Raw genomic sequence first — 17,086 nt, forward strand, 5'->3', positions numbered from 1 at the left:
AAGGGGTGGCCGGAGCCGTTGCACCGGCGCGCGCCGCGCGTAGTCGACCCGCAGCCCGTCCCACGGGTCGGCCAGCCCCAGCTCGGGCTGCTCCCACGCGGAGAACGGCACCGGTCGTCTGCCGTGCTTGCGGCGGCTGAACCGTTCCTCTTCGGCGGCGGCCACGACCCGGCCGTCGACCACCAGGGCCGCGGCCGGGTCGTGAAAGATCGCGTTGATGCCGAGGACACGCATGGGTGGACCCGTATCCTCGGGATCCGCCCCTCACCAGTAGATCATCGACTTCTCCGCCAGCCCGCCGCCTCCGCTGTGGAGGCTCGATGCCCTGGCCGGGGCGTCGACGCGGGTCCCCGGACCGAGAAACGGTCAGCCCGGCAGCATCCCGGGGCCGAACACCTCGTACGCGATCCGCTCGGCCGGCACGCCCCGGCGCAGGAGGTTGCCCCGGACCAGGTTCATGAACGCGATCGGACCGCAGAGGTGCACGGCCACCCCGGCGGGCAGCGGGAGCCGGTCCGGGTCGATCAGCCCGCTGGACACCTCCGCCTTCAGCCCGGGCAGCTCTGCCCCGGCGGCGTCGAGATACCAGAGGTGGACGGCCAGGTTCGGCAGCCGCCGCTGGAGCGCCGGCAGTTCCGCGCGCAGCGCGTGCGCCTCGGCGTGCCGGTCGGCGTGCGCCAGCGTCACCCGGCGCCCGGGGTTCCGGTCCGCCAGGTGGGCCAGCGCCGCCATCGCCGGGGTGAGCCCGATACCGGCGCTGACCAGCAGCAGCGGCCCGTCGCCGGCGGTGGCGTCGACCTCACCGAACGCCGGGCTGAGCCGCAGCGTGTCGCCGACGGCCACCCGGTCGTGCAGGTGACCGGAGACCATGCCGTCGGGAGCGCCGGCCTCACCGCGTACCCGCTTCACGGTGATCCGCCACGTCTCGGCGCCGGGGCGGCCGGAGAGGCTGTACTGGCGGATCTGCTGTCCCCGGCCGCCGTCCAGGTCGACGGCGACCGAGACGTACCGCCCGGGGGTGAAGCCGGGCGCGGCGCCGCCGCCGGCCGGCGCGAGGGTGAGCGAGACGACGTCGGCGCTCTCCCGGGTCCGGCCGGTCACCCGCCACTCCCGCCACACCGGCGCGGCCTCGGGCACGCCGGCGCCGGCGTAGAGCCGCGCCTCGCGGGCGATCAGCTCGCAGGCCAGCAGCCAGTAGACCTCGTCCCAGGCGGCGGCCACCTCCGCGGTGACGGCGTCGCCGAGCACCTCGCCGACGGCGGCGAGCAGGTGCCGGCCGACGATCGGGTACTGGGTGGCGGTGATGCCGAGCGAGGCGTGCTTGTGCGCGATCCGGTCCAGGACCGGCCCCCACGGCAGGCCGGCCTCGCCGGTCAGGTGCGCCGCGTACGCGACCACTGCCGAGGCGAGGGCGGCCTTCTGCGCCCCGGTGGCCTGGTTGCCCCGGTTGAACAGGTTCAGCAGTTCCGGGTGGGCGTCGAACATCCGCTGGTAGAAGCGGCCGGTGATGGCCTCGCCGTGCGCCCGCACGACGGGCAGGGTGGCGGTCACGACAGCCGCTGAGGATTCCGAGAGCACTACCGAATCTCCTTCCGGGACTCAAACAGGTCGATCCCCACGAAACAGGTATCTGGAAGTCCTCTTTAGGGTCGAAGGTCCCGGGAGCGTGGTGGCATGGGTCACCGTGAATCTGCTTGTGTCGCTGACGGCACCGAATGGCTAGGGTCGGTGCGTGAGGCTCAACCGGTCGACCGACATGGCGTTGCGGATCGCCATGCTCACCGCCGCGTCCCCGGTCCGGGCCACCGTCGACGAGCTCGCCACCCGGCTCGAGCTGCCCCGCAGCCACGTCGCCAAGGTGGTGCAGCGGCTGCAACGCATCGGCGTCCTGGTGACCATCCGGGGCCGCTCCGGCGGAGTGGCCTTCGCCGAGCACGCTGGCGACCTCACCGTCGGCCAGGTCGTCCGCGCCTTAGAGGGCGACGGCGAGGTGGTCGACTGCGCACAGCCGGTCTGCCCGCTGGTCGCGGAGTGCCGGCTGCGCGGCGAGCTGCGCCGCGCGCAGGCCGCCTTCCTCGCCGTGCTCGACGGGGTACGCCTCGGCGCCCTGGTCGACGGCGCCGCCGGCCCGATCCTGCTCAGCCTCGGCACCCCACCGGTGGTCCGCTGATGGCCGTCTCCCATCCGATCTTCTCCCGGCTGTTCGCCCGCGCCAGCGTCGCCATGGACCAGGCCGGTATGGCCCGGCACCGGGCCCGCCTCGTCGCCGGGCTGCACGGCCGCGTGGTCGAGGTCGGCGCCGGCAACGGGCGCAACCTCGCGCACTACCCGTCCCGGGTGACCCGGGTGCTCGCCGTCGAGCCGGAACCGCGCCTGCGTGCCCTGGCCCGCGCCGCCGCCCCCGGCGCCCCGGTGCCGGTGACGGTGGCCGCCGGGCTGGCCGAGGCGTTGCCGGTCGCCGACGGCGCCGCCGACGCGGTGGTGCTGTCGCTCGTGCTCTGCTCGGTGCCGGACCAGGCGGTCGCGTTGGCCGAGGCGCGCCGGGTGCTGCGGCCCGGGGGCGAGCTGCGCTTCTACGAACATGTGGTGGCGCAGACACCGGGCCTGCGCCGGGCCCAGCGCCTGGCCGACGCGACACTGTGGCCGCTGTTCTGCGCCGGCTGCCACACCGCCCGGGACACGGTGGCCGCGATCCGGGCCGCCGGGTTCACGGTGACCGAGCTGGACCGCTTCCGTTTCCCGCCGACCGGGCTGCCCGCACCGGCGTCGCCGCACGTCCTCGGCGCCGCGATCCGGGCCTGAGGCCGGCCGGCGTCCCGCGCCGCGGAACGCCGGCCGACGCTTCTCAGCTCACACTCACCGTGCCGTCCGGGGCGCGGACGCAGGCGACGGTACGGGCGCCGGTCGCCGCCGCACCGGCCAGGCACCGGCCGAGCACCTTGTGCCCGGCGGCGTTCGGGTGCCACGACTCCTGGCAGGTCTGGAAGTACGTGCCGCAGGCGTTGGCGATGCGCTGGATGTCCAGCTTGTCGTAGCCGGACAGGCTGGTGACGAACGTGCCGGTCGGGCCGTCCATCAGCCGGATCGGCGTGGCCAGGGCGTTGCCCGGGCTACCGGTCGACTCGCAGAGCCGGGCGCCGTCGAAGGCGCGCTGCACGTTCAGGTAGACCAGGTCGTCCTGCGGGAACTCGGCGGCGAGCGTGCCGCGTACCGAGCTGACGAGCGTGCCGAGCCCCTGGGAGAAGCGGTGTCCGGGCGCCAGGCTGGCCCGGTGGATCGGGCAGCCGGCCGCGTACCGCTCGGCGCCCAGCGCGCGGAACTTGTCCCGGGTGTCGTCGCGGCTGTCCTCGGTCCAGTAGCTCTGGTCCAGCTCGAACGGCAGCGGGTTCGTGTAGTCCTGGAACACCACCCGGTGCTGCCCGTCGGCGTCGATCTGGTCCAGCGTGGTGAGCAGTTGCCGCAGCGCCGTGGTGGTCTCCGCGGTAGCGGCGGCGAACTGCGCGGCGGTGCCCAGGTCGGCGTCCGTGCACGGCTTCTGCTCCACCGGCCCGCCCAGGTACGCCCAGAACTCCCACCAGCCGGTCCACGCGTCGGCGATGAACCGGTTGGCGCACTTCTCCGCCACGCTGCCGAAGGTGAACGAGCTGTTGTTCGAGCCGAGGCCGACCAGCACCAGGTCGATGTCGTGGGTCCGCGCCACCGACCGGAGCTGGTCGAGCTGGGCGGCCACCTGCCGTCCCTTGGTCCGGGTGGCGGAGGCGTTCGCGATGTCGTACGGCTGGCCGCCCGAGCAGGCCAGGTTGAACCGCGCGGAGATGCCGGGCAGGTCGGCCTGGAACAGCGAGGCGTTCGGCGAGCGGTGGCAGAAGTAGGCGTTGGCGTTGGCGGCGGACCAGCCGGGGAAGCCCTGGGCCACCCCGTTGACGTCCACCACCGGCGCGTACGCCCCGGCACCCTCACCGCTGATGAAGCTGTCACCCAGCGCCACCGCGGCGGTGGGCAGCGCGGCGGTGGGCAGCGCGGCGGTGGCCTGCCGGGCGGGCGCCGCGGCGGCGGGTGACGCCACCGTGGCGAGCGCCAGCGCCGCCGCGAGCACGGAACGACGGAACACGGACATGCCCGACCTCCCAGAACATCGAAATGTGAAAGATTCTTTGGGGTGGCGATCAGATCACGCGCGTGTGACGGACGTCAATGCCCCGACATCCGCCGCCCCTCGTCGGGAAGACATCCGGCGCCCGGGTCGTTGTGCCGCCTGGACGCTCCGCCCGTCCCACCGGGCCGCCCTACGCGGCCCCGGCGCGGACCCGGCGGCGAGGCCGATCGCGCAACGCACCGCCCCGGTGCCGCCGACCTGTCGGGGCACCCGGCTAGGCTCGCTGCGGCGCGCCGCGCCCGGCGATCATCGTGGGGGGATCACACGGTGAACGGCACCACACCGCCGAGACCTGGGAGTACGACCAGTTGACCGCACAGCCTGAGACCCTCTACGGGGCCGACGACCTGACGCATCTGGAGGGCCTCGACGCCGTCCGGAAGCGCCCCGGCATGTACATCGGCTCGACCGACAGCCGTGGCGTGGGTCACCTCGTCAACGAGATCCTCGACAACTCCACCGACGAGGGTGTCGCCGGTCACGCCACGAAGGTCGACGTGATCCTGCACGCCGACGGCTCGGTCCAGGTCGACGACGACGGCCGTGGCATCCCCACCGACGTGCACGCCAAGTCCGGCATCTCCGGCGTCGAGCTGGTGCTCACCCGCCTGCACGCGGGCGGCAAGTTCGGCGGCTCCGGCTACAAGACCTCCGGCGGCCTGCACGGCGTCGGCGCGTCGGCGGTAAACGCGCTGTCCCGCCGCTTCGACGTCACCGTCCGGCGCGGCGGCAAGGTCCACGCCATGTCGTTCCGCCACGGCGTGCCGGGCGTCTTCGACGGCGACGGCCCGGACGCGCCGTTCACACCCGGCCCCGGCCTCCAGATCGTCGGCGCGATGAAGCGCGGCCAGCGCACCGGCACCTCGATCCGCTGGTGGCACGACCCCCGCTACTTCGAGACCGGCGCCGCGCTCGACACCGAGGCGGTCCGGCTCAAGCTGCGCAACACCGCCTTCCTCGTCCCCGGCGTGGCCTACCGGCTGCGCGACGAGACCGGCGAGGAACCCGTCGAGGAGCGCTTCCACTTCCCCGACGGGCTCACCGACATGGTGGAATACCTCGCCCCGGCCGGCGACCGGCCGGTCTCCGGCACGCTGCTGGTCACCGGCGAGGGCACCTACCGGGAGAACGCCGCCGACGCCAACGGCGTCATGCAGTCCAACGTGCAGCGCCGCGCCGAGGTCGAGGTGGCGTTCCGCTGGGGCACCGGCTACGAGCGCACCGTCGAGTGCTTCACGAACACCATCCGCAACGCCCACGGCGGCACCCACCGCAAGGGCTTCGAGCGGGCGCTGGCCCGTACCCTCGCCGAGGCCGCCCGCAACGCCCGCGGCCTGCTCAAGCCCAAGGAGGACGCGCCCACGCTGGACGACGTCCTGGAGGGCATGACCGCCGTGGTGCACGTGCGCATCCCGGAGCCGCAGTTCACCTCGCAGACCAAGGACGAGCTGTCCACCGCCGGGATCACCAAGGTGCTCCAGGGCCTGGTCGAGGCGCACCTCAAGAGCTGGCTGGACGACCGCCGCACCAAGGCCGAGGCCCGGACGGTGCTCCAGAAGATCGTCGACGCGGCCCGGGTCCGGCTCACCCAGAAGCAGCAGAAGGACGCCGCCCGCCGCAAGACCGCGCTGGAGGGCGCGGCCATGCCGGCCAAGCTCGTCGACTGCCGGGCCGCGGGCATCGAGAGAAGTGAACTGTTCATCGTGGAGGGCGACAGCGCCCTCGGGACGGGGCGCCTCGCGCGGTCCTCCGAATACCAGGCGCTGCTACCGATCCGCGGCAAGATCCTCAACGTGCAGAAGGCCAGCCTCCAGCAGGTGCTGGACAACGCCGAGTGTGCCGCGATCGTGCAGGTGCTCGGCGCCGGCTCCGGCCGGACGTTCGACCTGTCCACCCTGCGGTACGGCCGGGTCCTCATCATGGCCGACGCGGACGTCGACGGCGCGCACATCCGTACCCTGCTGATCACGCTGTTCGCCCGCTACATGCGGCCGCTGATCGAGGCCGGGCGGCTCTACGCGGCGATGCCGCCCCTGCACAAGATCACCACCAAGGGGCGCAACCCGCAGACCGTCTACACCTATACCCAGGCCGAGATGGAGGCGACGGTCCGCAAGCTGGAGAAGGCCGGCAAGCAGATCGTCACGCCGATCCCGCGCTTCAAGGGCCTCGGTGAGATGGACGCCGACGAGTTGTGGGAGACCACGATGAATCCGGCCACCCGGGCGGTCCGCCGGATCACGCTGGACGACGTCGAGGCCGCCGAGCGGATCCTCGAACTGCTGATGGGGGAGAAGGTCGAGCCCCGCCGCAACTGGCTGATCGACTCCGCCGACCGCGTCGACCGCGACGCCATCGACGCCTGACCAACGGGTTCGTCTCGGAAGGAAACGCACACCATGGCACGCCGCAAGGACGACCGCGCGAAGGCGGACCTGGCCGCCTTCGACCAGGCCGGCGCCCGCGTCTTCGACAACCCGCTGGTCACCGAGGTCTCGGACTCCTACCTGGAGTACGCGTTCTCGGTCATCCACTCCCGCGCCCTGCCCGACGCGCGCGACGGGCTCAAGCCGGTGCACCGGCGCATCCTGTGGTCGATGTACGAGCAGGGCCACCGGCCGGACCGCAGCCACGTCAAGAGCGCCCGGATCGTCGGCGACTGCTTCGTCGCGGGGACGCTCGTGTCGACACCGACCGGTCTTCGGCCGATCGAGTCGATCGAGGTCGGCGACACGGTGCTCGACGGCGACGGAGTCGCCACTCCGGTCGTGGCGGCCTACCGAAACCCGCAGTCGGAGCTGGTTCGGGTCACCTGGGACAACGGGCACACCATGTCGGTCACGCCGGGTCAGCGTTTTCGCGTGGTCGACGAGGACCTGTCCGTTCGTTGGGTGGAGGCGTCCGAACTCACCGGGCACCTCACGCTCGCGTACGGCGGTGCCCGCAGGAAAGCCGCCGCCCCCGGCGGCACTCCCTACGACTACGTCCGTGGGCTGGTGGTGGCGGAGGGCTTCGCCGTCGACCGGGCTCGCTCGGCTGACGGTCGTGTGCGAGTGCGCATGTGTGACGTCGAACCGCTCGACGTCGCACATGGTTGGGCGATCGCCAACGGGCTCAACGTCAGCCGAGGCAAGAGGACGGCGACTGATCCGCGGCACCGCGATCAGCACATCGTCACGTTCGCGAGGCACGAGGGCCTGCTCGAAGCGGGGGGACCGCTGAGCAGTGCCAAGCGTGTGCCGAGCGATGTCCTCGAGAACCGCTCGGCATGGGCCCCCTTCCTTGCCGGATTCTTCGACGGTGACGGTTATGTCCGCAAGCGCTTCCGGGAGATCGTCTTCGTCAGTACCAGCGAGACGCTCGTGCGGCAGATCAACTCCATGCTGGCCGACCTGGGCTTGCACGGGCACTACTGGACCAGCGCACGAGACGGCTTTCAACGCCTTCTCGGCCTGTCCTTCAGCGGGCGTGATGCCGCCGCTCTGGCCGAGATGCTGCTGCCCTGGGTGCGGATCGGTTACAAGATCGCAGGTCTGGAAAAGGTGGTGGACCTGACCTATCAGTACGGCGGCAAGCAGGGCAACGACCGGCTGCCGTACGCGCGGGTGATCAAGGAATTCGCCGACGCCCACCAGGGGGGCGGTTGGTTCCGGGACGAGGCCGGCAAGGCGTTCCGATCATCACTTTCGGGCGCGGGTAGCCAGATCCGTTACGGCAAGGACCGTAACGGCGTGCCGCTGTCGGAGCGTTCATTCCCGCTCTGGCGTGCCGAGCGGGATGGATGGATCCGAAAACTCCGGCGCATCGGGTCTCCGCTCGCGAGAAGGCTCGAGGCACTTTCGGGCCGATCCTTCCTACGGGTGATGTCGGTCGAGCGGATTCCTGCCGACACCACGTACGATATCCAGGTCGGCTCCGACGAACACGCGTTCGTCGCGGAGGGCCGCGTGGTGCACAACTGTATGGGCAAGTACCACCCGCACGGCGACACCGCCATCTACGACGCGATGGTGCGGTTGGCCCAGGACTTCTCGCTCAACGTCCCGCTCATCGACGGGCACGGCAACTTCGGCAGCCCGGACGACGGCCCGGCCGCGGCGCGATACACCGAGGCCCGGATGTCCCGGGAGGCGATGCTGCTCGTCGGCGAGCTGGGTGAGGACACCGTCGACGTCGAGCCGAACTACGACGGCTCGCTGACCCAGCCCACGGTGCTGCCGGCGGCGTTCCCGAACCTGCTCGTCAACGGCGCGTCCGGCATCGCGGTCGGCATGGCGACGAACATGATCCCGCACAACCTCGGCGAGGTGGTCCAGGCCGCCCGCTGGCTGATCAACCACCCGGACGCCACACTCGACAAGCTCATGGAGTTCGTGCCCGGCCCCGACCTGCCGACCGGCGGGCTGCTGCTCGGCCTGGACGAGGTGCGCCGCGCGTACGAGACCGGGCGCGGTGTGGTGCGCATGCGCGGGCGGGTGGAGATCGGCCCGCTGGAGGGCAGCCGCGGCCGGCAGGCCATCACCGTTACCGAGCTGCCGTACGGCGTCGGCGCCGAGAAGGTCATTGCGGCCATCACCAACGAGGTGAACAAGACCAAGCGGCTGACCGGCATCGCCGACGTCAAGGACCTCACCGACCGGGAGAACGGCACCCGGCTCGTGGTGGAGTGCAAGGTCGGCGTGAACCCGCAGGCGCTGCTGGCCGACCTCTATCGGCTCACCCCGCTGGAGCAGTCCTTCGGCGTGAACAACCTGGTCCTCGTCGACGGCCAGCCCCGCACGCTCGGGCTCAAGGAGCTGCTCGACGTGTTCCTGGCGCACCGCTACGAGGTGGTGACCCGGCGCAGCGCGTACCGCAAGCGCAAGCGGGAGGAGCGCCTGCACCTGGTCGACGGTCTGCTGATCGCCCTGCTCGACATCGACCGGGTGGTCAAGCTGATCCGCGCCAGCGAGGACGCCCAGGCCGCCAAGGACGGCCTGATGCAGAAGTTCAAGCTCTCCGAGATCCAGGCGAGCTACATCCTGGACACTCCGCTGCGCCGGCTGACGAAGTACGACCGGCTGGAGCTGGAGGCCGAGCAGGAGAAGCTGCGCGGCGAGATCGCCGAGTTGTCGAAGATCCTGGACGACCCGAAGGTGCTGCGGAAGGTGGTCTCCGACGAGCTGGCCGCCGTGGTGAAGCAGTTCGGCGCGCCGCGGCGCACCACGCTGGTCGACGGCGACCTCAAGGAGGTGCTCGCCGCCTCGGTGCCCGCCGGTCCGCTGGAGGTCGCCGACGACCCGTGCCAGGTCATCCTCTCCGCCACCGGGCTGGTGGCACGGACCGCGGCCGAGTCGGAGGAGGCCGCCGAGGCGCGCCGGCGCAGCGGCCGGGTCAAGCACGACGCGGTACGCGCGATCGTGCACTCCACCGCCCGGGGCCGCGTGCTGCTGGTGACCAGCGCCGGGCGCGCGTTCAAGATCGACGTGTTGCCGTTGCCGGTGCTGCCGGAGCAGTCCGGCACGGTGTCGCTGCGCGGCGGCATGTCGGCGGCGGAACTGGTGCCGCTGGAGCCGGGCGAGACGGTCGTCGGGCTCGCCCCGCTGGGGCCGTCCGCGCAGGGCTCGCCCGGTCTGGCGCTCGGCACCCGGGCGGGGGTGGTGAAGGTGTGCGCCCCGGACTGGCCGGTCCGCTCCGACGAGTTCGAGGTGATCTCGCTGCGCGACGGCGACGAGGTGGTCGGCGCGACCTGGCTGACCGACGGCGCCGAGACGCTGGCGTTCGTCTCCTCGGAGGCGTCGCTGCTGCGCTTCGCCGCATCTGTGGTACGCCCGCAGGGGCTCAAGGGCGGCGGCATGGCCGGCATCAACCTGCCAGGCGACGCGCGGGTGGTCTTCTTCGGCGCGATTCGCACCGACGACGCGGCGCACGGTGAGCCGATGGTGGTCACCTCGACCGGCGCGACGGTGAAGGTGACGCCGTTCAAGGCGTACCCGGCGAAGGGAAGGGCGACCGGCGGCGTGCGAGCGCAGCGGTTCCTCAAGGGTGAGGAGGACCTGTCGGTGGCCTGGATCGGTCCGCGGCCGGTGGGTGCGACAGCCACCGGCGACCCGGTGGAACTGCCCCCGGCCGACCCGCGCCGCGACGGTTCCGGTTTCGCCGTGATGCTGGGCCCGACGGTCGTCGGCCACCACCTCGACCGAGACTGACGGCAGCGGCGGGCGGCGCACCCCGCCCGCCTCTCGCCTAGCCTCGGTTGATCAAGGAGTTTGCGGCCTTCTTCCGCTTCCGTTCGTCCCCAAACTCCTGATCACCGGAGCGGGCGGCCCGGTGGCAGCTCTCCGGGCGCTGGCGAATTTCGGGGCGCTCCGGCAACCCGGTCGCCCTCTCCCCGCCCGTTGATCAAGGAGTTTGTGGGTCTTCCGCCGCCTCTTGACGTCCGCAAACTCCTTGATCACCGGAGTGGGGCGTCCGAGGGCGTTCTGGCGGGCGGGCGCCCGCCCGCCCGGTCGATCATGAAGTTGGCGGCGACAAAACGGATACCGGGTGCCGTCAACTTCATGATCAACGGGGCGAGGGGGCGGGTCAGAGTTCGGGTTCGGGGGACTGGCGGGACTCGGGGGTGGTGCCGCGCAGACGGGCGATCAGGCGCATGCCGTGGTAGACGACCAGGGCGGCGGCGGTGCCCAGCGCGATGCCGTTGAACGACAGGTCGCCCGCTGTCAGCGTGTAGTTGGCGGCACCGATGATCACCGCTACCGCGGCGGTGAACAGGTTGATCGGGTCGTGGAAGTCGGTCCGGCTCTCGATCCAGATGCGGGCGCCCAGGATGGCGATCAGGCCGTACAGGGCGGTGGTGGCGCCACCGAGCACGCCCGCCGGCACGGTCAGGATCAGCGCGCCGAACTTCGGGCAGAGCCCGAGCAGGATCGCCGTGCCGCCGGCCACCCAGTACGCGGCGGTGGAGTAGACGCGGGTCGCCGCCATCACGCCGATGTTCTCCGCGTACGTGGTGGTGCCGGAACCACCACCGGAGCCGGCCAGCACCGTGGCGACGCCGTCGCCGAGCAGCGCCCGGCCCATGTCCCGGTCCAGGTTGCGCCCGGTCATCGCGGCGACCGCCTTGACGTGCCCGGCGTTCTCCGCGATCAGCACCAGGATCACCGGGATGACCAGCACGACGGCGCGTACGTCGAAGCTCGGCGTGTGGAACTCGGGGAAACCGATCCAGGCCGCCTGGCGCAGGCCGCTGACCGCCTGCTGGTCGAGGTTGCCGGTCAGCGCGGCGAGCACCCAGCCGACCACCACGCCGATGAGGATCGACAGCCGCGCCACGAAGCCGCGGAACAGCACCGTGGTGAGCAGGATCGCGACGAGCGTCACCACGGCGATCAGCGGCTGCGCCTTCACGCCGGTGCCGGAGCCGCCGCCGTCCCAGGCCACCGGCGCGAGGTTGAGGCCGATCAGCATGACGATCGCGCCGGTGACGACAGGCGGCATGAGGGCGTCGATCCAGCGGGAGCCGGCCACCTGCACCACCACGCCGACGATCGCCAGCGCGACGCCGGCGACCACGATGCCGCCGAGGGCCGCGCCGATGCCGCCGTCGGTCTTCGCCGCCAGCACCGGCGCGATGAACGCGAACGACGAACCGAGGTACGACGGCAGCCGGTTGCCGGTGATCAGCAGGAACAGCAGCGTGCCGATGCCGGAGAAGAGCAGCGTGGTGGCGGGCGGGAAGCCGGTGATCAGCGGGACGGTGAAGGTGGCGCCGAACATGGCGACCACGTGCTGCACGCCGACGCCGACGGTGCGCGGCCAGGAGAGCCGTTCGTCGGGCTGGACCACGTCGCCGGGGCGTACCTGGCGGCCGTCGCCGTGCAGTGTCCACGGGGACCAGCGGGAAGTGGGGGACTGGGTCATCGCGCGCCCTTCGCGTCATCGGGTGACGGGGGCGTGATCGACCCTGAGAGTTGTTTCTAGCAGGTGCCCTGCGGGGTCGTGGGCCCGGCCCGGGCTCAGGCGACGCCGGTGGGACGGAACTGGACGCTGACCCGGGGGCCGACCGGGCGGGTGGTCTTCGGCACCGCGTGTTCCCAGGTGCGCTGGCAGGAGCCGCCCATGACCACGAGGTCGCCGTGGCCGAGCGGGAACCGCAGGCTGCCGCCGCCTCCGCCGCGCGGGCGCAGCAGCAGCGCGCGGGGGGAGCCGAACGAGACGATCGCCACCATGGTGTCGGTGTGCGCGGAGCGGCCGAGGGTGTCGCCGTGCCAGGCCACGCTGTCGCGCCCGTCGCGGTAGAGGCACATGCCGGCGGTGACGAACGGCTCGCCCAGCTCGGGCGCGTAGTGCCGGGTGAGCGCGTCGCGGGCGGCGGTGAGCACCGGGTGCGGCAGCGGCCGGCCGGCGGCGTACCAGCAGAGCAGCCGGGGCACGTCGACCTCGGTGTCGTACATCGTGCGGCGTTCGGCCCGCCAGGGCACGTCGTGGCGCAGCGTGTCGAGCACCGCGTCGGAGCCGCGCACCCAGCCGGGCAGGTGGTCGACCCAGGCGCCCCGGCTCAGCTCGTGCCGGCGCAGCGCCCCGGCGAGCGGGCCCAGAGCCGGGCCCTGCTCGGCCAGGTCGAGCATCGAGGGCTGGTACGCGTCGGACACGCAGCCGATCGTACCGTGCCCTCGAACAGGCGTACGACGGTCAGCGCCGCAGCATCCGGCGGACCTTGCCCGGGACGGCCTGCTTGATCCGCTCCCGGAGCTGCTGCGACCGCAGCGCGTCGATGGTGCCGGTGAGCTTGGCGTTCTCGTCGCGCAGCCGCTCGATGCGGGTCAGCAGCTCGGCCGGCGGGGTGGTGGCGGCGGGCCGGACGGCCGGGGGGAACACCGTCTCGCTGACCTGGCGGTCGAAGCGCGCGGCGCTGTCGCCGTCGGCGAACGAGGTGCCGAGGTCGTGCTTGCGCAGGAACGCGGTGATCGTCTCGAAGCGGGCCTTGTGGCCGTCGTTGAGCGCGCTGTAGTCGGCCTCCGCGTAGAGGTCGGCGGCGTCGACGTCGGCCGGCACGTCCCGCATGATCCGGTGCGGGATGCCGAAGTAGCGGGCCAGTTCCAGGGTGCGCGAGTCGTGGGCGAACAGGTAGCCGGGCGTGCCGGCGACGAGCGCGCTGATGGTGCCGTGGATGCGGGTGCCGAACGCGAAGTCGTAGCCGGACAGGTGCGAGAACCAGGTCCACGGGTCGACGAACATGCGCACCTTGTCCTCGGCGAACAGCGGGTGCGAGGTGTGCAGCGGGATGTCGCTGCTCTGGCCCCGGTGCTCGGGCGCGTCGCCGTAGAGCAGGGTGCCGAGTGTCCGCAGGTCCTGCGGCACGTAGCAGAGGTTCGGGTAGCGCTCCTGGTGGCGGCGGACCACCGGGGCCATCGACCGGACGTACGGGGAGATGTTGAGCGCGATCTTCGACTCGGCGGTCAGCTCCGGGCGGGTCTTCTCCAGGTGGAACGAGTCGCCGTGCAGGAACATCGACGGGCAGCCGATCTGCTCCACCGCGGAGAAGCCCAGCGCGTTGAGGTAGCTCTCGGTCACCTCGCCGCGCACGCCGATGCTGTGCGACCGGTCCAGCACGGCCTTGCAGAACGCGCGCACCGGCTCGTCGATCGGCCGCAGGTACTCGCGGTCGCCGTCGACGTTCGTCTGCACGCCGACGCCGAGCACCACCACCGGGATCTTCAGTCGCTCGATCAGCCGGGTCAGTGGCGTCAGGCGGTGCACGAAGCTGCGGCGGAACGCGTTCGCCAGCGGAACCACGAAGACGTCGTACCGCTCGTTGATCTCGTCGGCCAGGCGCGGGTCGGCCGGGTTGCGGGTCGGCGTGATCTCGGCCGTGGAGGTGGCGAGCAGCTTGTGCGCGGCGTGGCTGAAGACCAGGTTGCCGCTGTTGTCCCCGATCCAGTTGCCGGCGAACGTCTCCTCCGGTGTGAGGACGTCGAACGCGCCCTTGCGGGCGCGGAGCAGGATCCGCTGGTGCATCCGGTTCGCCACCTTCCGTACGGCACGGCGTGCGGCGGGAGCCGGGTGGGCGCCCGCGCGTGCAGGAGGGGAAATCCTATCCGCCGCCCCTGGGCGACCGGCTGGACGTCGGCTCGCCGGGAACGTCCCGGTTCCCCGGGGTAGGGTGCCCGGAATGACCAGCGCGCCGACCGTCACCCGTGCCCCACGACTGCCGTCGCTGACCGGATTGCGGTGGGTAGCCGCGCTGCTGGTCTTCGCCTTCCACGCCGGCACCATGGGGATCATCGCCGAGCCGCACCTGAAGCCGGTGATGGACAAGGCGTTCAGCCTCGGCCTCTCCGGTGTGGAGTTCTTCTTCATCCTCAGCGGGTTCGTGCTGGTCTGGTCGTACCGGGACGGGGAACGCGCGTGGACGTTCCTGCGCCGGCGGCTCGCCAAGATCTACCCGAACCACGTGGTGACGTTCGTGGCGGCGCTGGCGATCGCGGCCTGGTTCGCCGACCCGGTCGTGCCCTGGGCGGCGATCGGCAACTTCTTCCTGGTCCAGGCGTGGATCCCGCTGGGCGGCTACTTCTACAGCGTCAACAACGTGAGCTGGTCGCTCTCCTGTGAGCTGGCGTTCTACCTGTGCCTGCCGCTCGTGGTGCCGTGGCTGCGCCGGGCCCGTACCGGGGCGCTGCGGACCGTGCTGGTCGCGGCGCCGCTGCTCATCCTGGCGCTGTGGCCCGGCCAGCACCTGGTGCCGGAGGAGCAGCGGTGGTGGTTCACCCAGATCTTCCCGGTGACCCGGTCGCTGGAGTTCTGGATGGGGGTGGCCGCCGCCGAGCTGATGCGCCGGCACCGCTGGCGCGGACCCAACCTCGCCGCCGCCACCGGCATCTTCGTCGCCACCTGGGTGGTCGCCGCGATGTGGATCCCGGCCGAGTTCTGGGCCGCCCTGCTCGCCGTGGCGTACCTGCTGGTCATCGCCGCCGCGGCGGACGCCGACGTGCGCGGCCGGTCCACCCCGTGGCGGTCCCGGGCGATGGTCTGGCTCGGTGAGGTCTCGTTCGCCTTCTACCTGGTCCACGTGCTGGTCATGGTCACCGTGCTGCGGCTGACCGGGCACTGGGGGACCGGGCTGCCCGGCTGGCGCGGCCCGCTCGCGGTGCTCGGTTTCCTGGTGGTCACGCTCGCGCTGGCCGCCGCGCTGCACCGCTGGGTGGAGGTGCCGATGATGCGCCTGCTCGGCCCGTCCCGCCGGGCCCGCGCGGCGTCGCGCGCACCGGCCGTGCCGGCTCCGCGCGGGCCCGCCGCCACCCCGGCCGCCGACGGCGGCGCGACGTCCGGGACCGGTCCGGCCGAGGGCGTCGAGTACGCCGGGCGGCGTCGCCCGGACTGACACGCGCACACGTCGGCCGGTTGATCCGCGACACGCCGTGCGGCGGTGCGTTGGTGGGGGATCGGCGGTAATTTGTACCCGTGCTTCCGATCGCGCTCACCTGCCCCGTGTGGTGGGTGGCGCGCTGGGCCGCCCGGATGTTCGCCAGTCTCGCCGTGGTCGTCGCCTGCTCGTTCGGCGCCGCCGCGCTGCCGTCCGGTGTCGCCGCCGCTCCGGCTCCGGCGGTCGCCGTCCCGGCGTACCCGGCCGTGGGCGCCTCGGCTGCCGCACGGCCGGAGGCCGACCGCGTGGCCGAGTGGCACGCCCGTCCCGCCGGTGGCCCGGCACCCGCCGCCCGGGTGGCGGTCCCGGGTGACCCGCAGCCGGTCCCGGCCGGCCGGACCGCCGCGCCGGCCGGCCCGCGGGCACCGCCCGCCCGCTGATCCACCCACGGGCCGCGCCCGTTCACCGCACCCACCGCACGTCATCCCCGCACCCGCCACGGCGGCCCAACGGCGCCCGGCGAGGTCGTGCGGGTCCTCCCGCCAGGTCCTTCCCGTGAGGTGCCGACCATGTCGCAGACCGCTCTGTACCACTTCCTCACCTCCGTGCCCGAGGCCGCCGCCATCTGGTCCTTCCTGCTGCTGCTCGCCCTCGGCCTGCTCGCCGCGCTCGTGGCCCGGCCCGACCGCGACGCCGCGCCGGAGGCCGCCGCCGAACCGGCCGACGCCGCCCGCCGCGACGACCTGATCCGGTACGCCGAGGAGGTGGCGGTGGCCGCCGCCGGGGCCGCCCAGACCGCCCGGCGCCGCCGGGAGCAGTGGCTGGCCGCGCAGGACGAGGCGGACCGGGCGTGGACCGCGTACGACGAGGCGGACGCCGCCGCCCGACGCCTGGCCGGCACCGCCGCGCTGGCCGCCCCGCGCACACCCCGAACCCCCGCGGAGTACGCGACCCGGGAGCGCTGGCTGCGCCACGCCGCCATGACGGCGCACTGGCGGGGCGACCTGAGCGCCCGCCAGCTCGCCGACGTGCTGGCCCGCCGCAACGGCTGGGATCCGCGCCGGCACCCGGCCGACCAGGAGATCGTGCTGGCCCGCATCGTCCGGGACGGGCGCCGGGCCGGGTGGGAGAGCGCCGCCGCGCGGGAGCGGCAGTCCTGGCGGGACGCGGAACTGGCCGCCGAGGCCGCCCGTACGCTCGCCGCCGAGGCGTACGCGGCCACCGCGGCGCTGTGGCCCGCCCCGGCGTACCGGAGCGCCGCGACGAACCCGCTGCCGGTGCCCGCGCCGGTGCGGCGTGCCAGGTGGCGTCCGGCCCGGGTGGGCTGAGACGGGCGTCTCGACCGAATCGTTACCCGCGATGTTTGCGGGCCCGGGGACCCGGGCCGTCGAATCGGGCGCCGGGCGCAGAACGGGCCATCGAGTCACGCGACTGCGGGCCGGCTGCTCGCAGTCTGTCCGCTTTCCGCCGCCGGGTGACGTGAAAACCGCTTGTCCCATCGAGTGAAGTCAGTAACCGGCTGTTCCGAAATCCGTTACCGCAGATCACGTTTACGCAGGTCGGGACGTTTGGCAGGGGGCAATACC

At 72.6% G+C, this 17,086-nt stretch carries 12 protein-coding genes and 3 pseudogenes; 9 read left to right on the forward strand and 6 right to left on the reverse strand.

Annotated features, from left to right (window positions below; genetic code table 11):
- Positions 1 to 24: 24 nt before the first annotated feature.
- Both AB0C17_RS08055 and AB0C17_RS08060 read right to left on the reverse strand, forming a co-directional pair.
- Positions 25 to 234, reverse strand: a pseudogene (locus tag AB0C17_RS08055) (carbamoyltransferase N-terminal domain-containing protein); the annotation flags it as partial.
- Between the two features lie 132 nt (positions 235 to 366).
- Positions 367 to 1,578, reverse strand: coding sequence for a globin domain-containing protein (locus AB0C17_RS08060; RefSeq protein WP_357477373.1), 1,212 nt, complete (start codon positions 1,576 to 1,578; stop codon positions 367 to 369).
- A 154-nt stretch (positions 1,579 to 1,732) separates the two neighbouring features.
- Between AB0C17_RS08060 and AB0C17_RS08065 the strand changes: the two genes are divergently transcribed.
- Positions 1,733 to 2,170 (forward strand): Rrf2 family transcriptional regulator, encoded by a 438-nt coding sequence (locus tag AB0C17_RS08065; RefSeq protein ID WP_357477376.1) that lies wholly within the window; start codon positions 1,733 to 1,735, stop codon positions 2,168 to 2,170.
- Complete coding sequence (locus tag AB0C17_RS08070; protein WP_357390840.1) at positions 2,170 to 2,802, forward strand: methyltransferase domain-containing protein; 633 nt, start codon at positions 2,170 to 2,172, stop codon at positions 2,800 to 2,802. Before AB0C17_RS08065 ends, AB0C17_RS08070 begins: the two co-directional genes overlap by 1 nt.
- A gap of 43 nt (positions 2,803 to 2,845) precedes the next feature.
- Here AB0C17_RS08070 and AB0C17_RS08075 read toward each other — a convergent pair whose 3' ends face one another.
- Positions 2,846 to 4,117 carry a hypothetical protein gene (locus tag AB0C17_RS08075; RefSeq protein ID WP_357477378.1) on the reverse strand — a complete coding sequence of 424 codons (1,272 nt, stop codon included), beginning with the start codon at positions 4,115 to 4,117 and terminating at the stop codon, positions 2,846 to 2,848.
- A 290-nt stretch (positions 4,118 to 4,407) separates the two neighbouring features.
- Between AB0C17_RS08075 and AB0C17_RS08080 the strand changes: the two genes are divergently transcribed.
- The 4 genes and pseudogenes from AB0C17_RS08080 (at position 4,408) to AB0C17_RS08095 (ending at position 10,344) form a co-directional block, all read left to right on the forward strand.
- Positions 4,408 to 6,522: a DNA topoisomerase IV subunit B gene (locus AB0C17_RS08080; RefSeq protein WP_357390844.1), complete on the forward strand. Its 2,115-nt coding sequence runs from the start codon at positions 4,408 to 4,410 to the stop codon at positions 6,520 to 6,522.
- Between the two features lie 33 nt (positions 6,523 to 6,555).
- Positions 6,556 to 6,816, forward strand: a pseudogene (locus AB0C17_RS08085) (DNA gyrase subunit A); the annotation flags it as partial.
- A pseudogene (locus tag AB0C17_RS08090) lies at positions 6,805 to 7,578 on the forward strand (LAGLIDADG family homing endonuclease); the annotation flags it as partial. The pseudogenes AB0C17_RS08085 and AB0C17_RS08090, both read left to right, overlap by 12 nt.
- A 441-nt stretch (positions 7,579 to 8,019) precedes the next feature.
- Positions 8,020 to 10,344, forward strand: a complete 2,325-nt coding sequence (locus tag AB0C17_RS08095; RefSeq protein WP_357390861.1) for a DNA topoisomerase (ATP-hydrolyzing) — start codon at positions 8,020 to 8,022, stop codon at positions 10,342 to 10,344.
- A gap of 376 nt (positions 10,345 to 10,720) precedes the next feature.
- Here AB0C17_RS08095 and AB0C17_RS08100 read toward each other — a convergent pair whose 3' ends face one another.
- The 3 genes from AB0C17_RS08100 to AB0C17_RS08110 form a co-directional block, all read right to left on the reverse strand.
- Positions 10,721 to 12,058, reverse strand: coding sequence for a solute carrier family 23 protein (locus AB0C17_RS08100; RefSeq protein WP_357390846.1), 1,338 nt, complete (start codon positions 12,056 to 12,058; stop codon positions 10,721 to 10,723).
- Positions 12,059 to 12,153: 95 nt separating this feature from the next.
- Entirely contained in the window at positions 12,154 to 12,789 is a 636-nt protein-coding gene (locus tag AB0C17_RS08105) for an alpha-ketoglutarate-dependent dioxygenase AlkB (protein WP_357472183.1), read from the reverse strand.
- A 40-nt stretch (positions 12,790 to 12,829) separates the two neighbouring features.
- Positions 12,830 to 14,155: a polysaccharide pyruvyl transferase family protein gene (locus AB0C17_RS08110; RefSeq protein ID WP_357390850.1), complete on the reverse strand. Its 1,326-nt coding sequence runs from the start codon at positions 14,153 to 14,155 to the stop codon at positions 12,830 to 12,832.
- Between the two features lie 154 nt (positions 14,156 to 14,309).
- Here AB0C17_RS08110 and AB0C17_RS08115 point away from each other — a divergent pair, with 154 nt between their 5' ends.
- The 3 genes from AB0C17_RS08115 (at position 14,310) to AB0C17_RS08125 (ending at position 16,828) form a co-directional block, all read left to right on the forward strand.
- Positions 14,310 to 15,518 carry an acyltransferase gene (locus AB0C17_RS08115; protein WP_357390852.1) on the forward strand — a complete coding sequence of 403 codons (1,209 nt, stop codon included), beginning with the start codon at positions 14,310 to 14,312 and terminating at the stop codon, positions 15,516 to 15,518.
- An 80-nt stretch (positions 15,519 to 15,598) separates the two neighbouring features.
- Entirely contained in the window at positions 15,599 to 15,940 is a 342-nt protein-coding gene (locus AB0C17_RS08120) for a hypothetical protein (protein ID WP_357390854.1), read from the forward strand.
- A 129-nt stretch (positions 15,941 to 16,069) separates the two neighbouring features.
- Positions 16,070 to 16,828, forward strand: a complete 759-nt coding sequence (locus AB0C17_RS08125; RefSeq protein ID WP_357390856.1) for a hypothetical protein — start codon at positions 16,070 to 16,072, stop codon at positions 16,826 to 16,828.
- Positions 16,829 to 17,086 lie beyond the last annotated feature (258 nt).

Source organism: Micromonospora sp. NPDC048887 (assembly GCF_040649715.1).
GTDB lineage: Bacteria > Actinomycetota > Actinomycetes > Mycobacteriales > Micromonosporaceae > Micromonospora.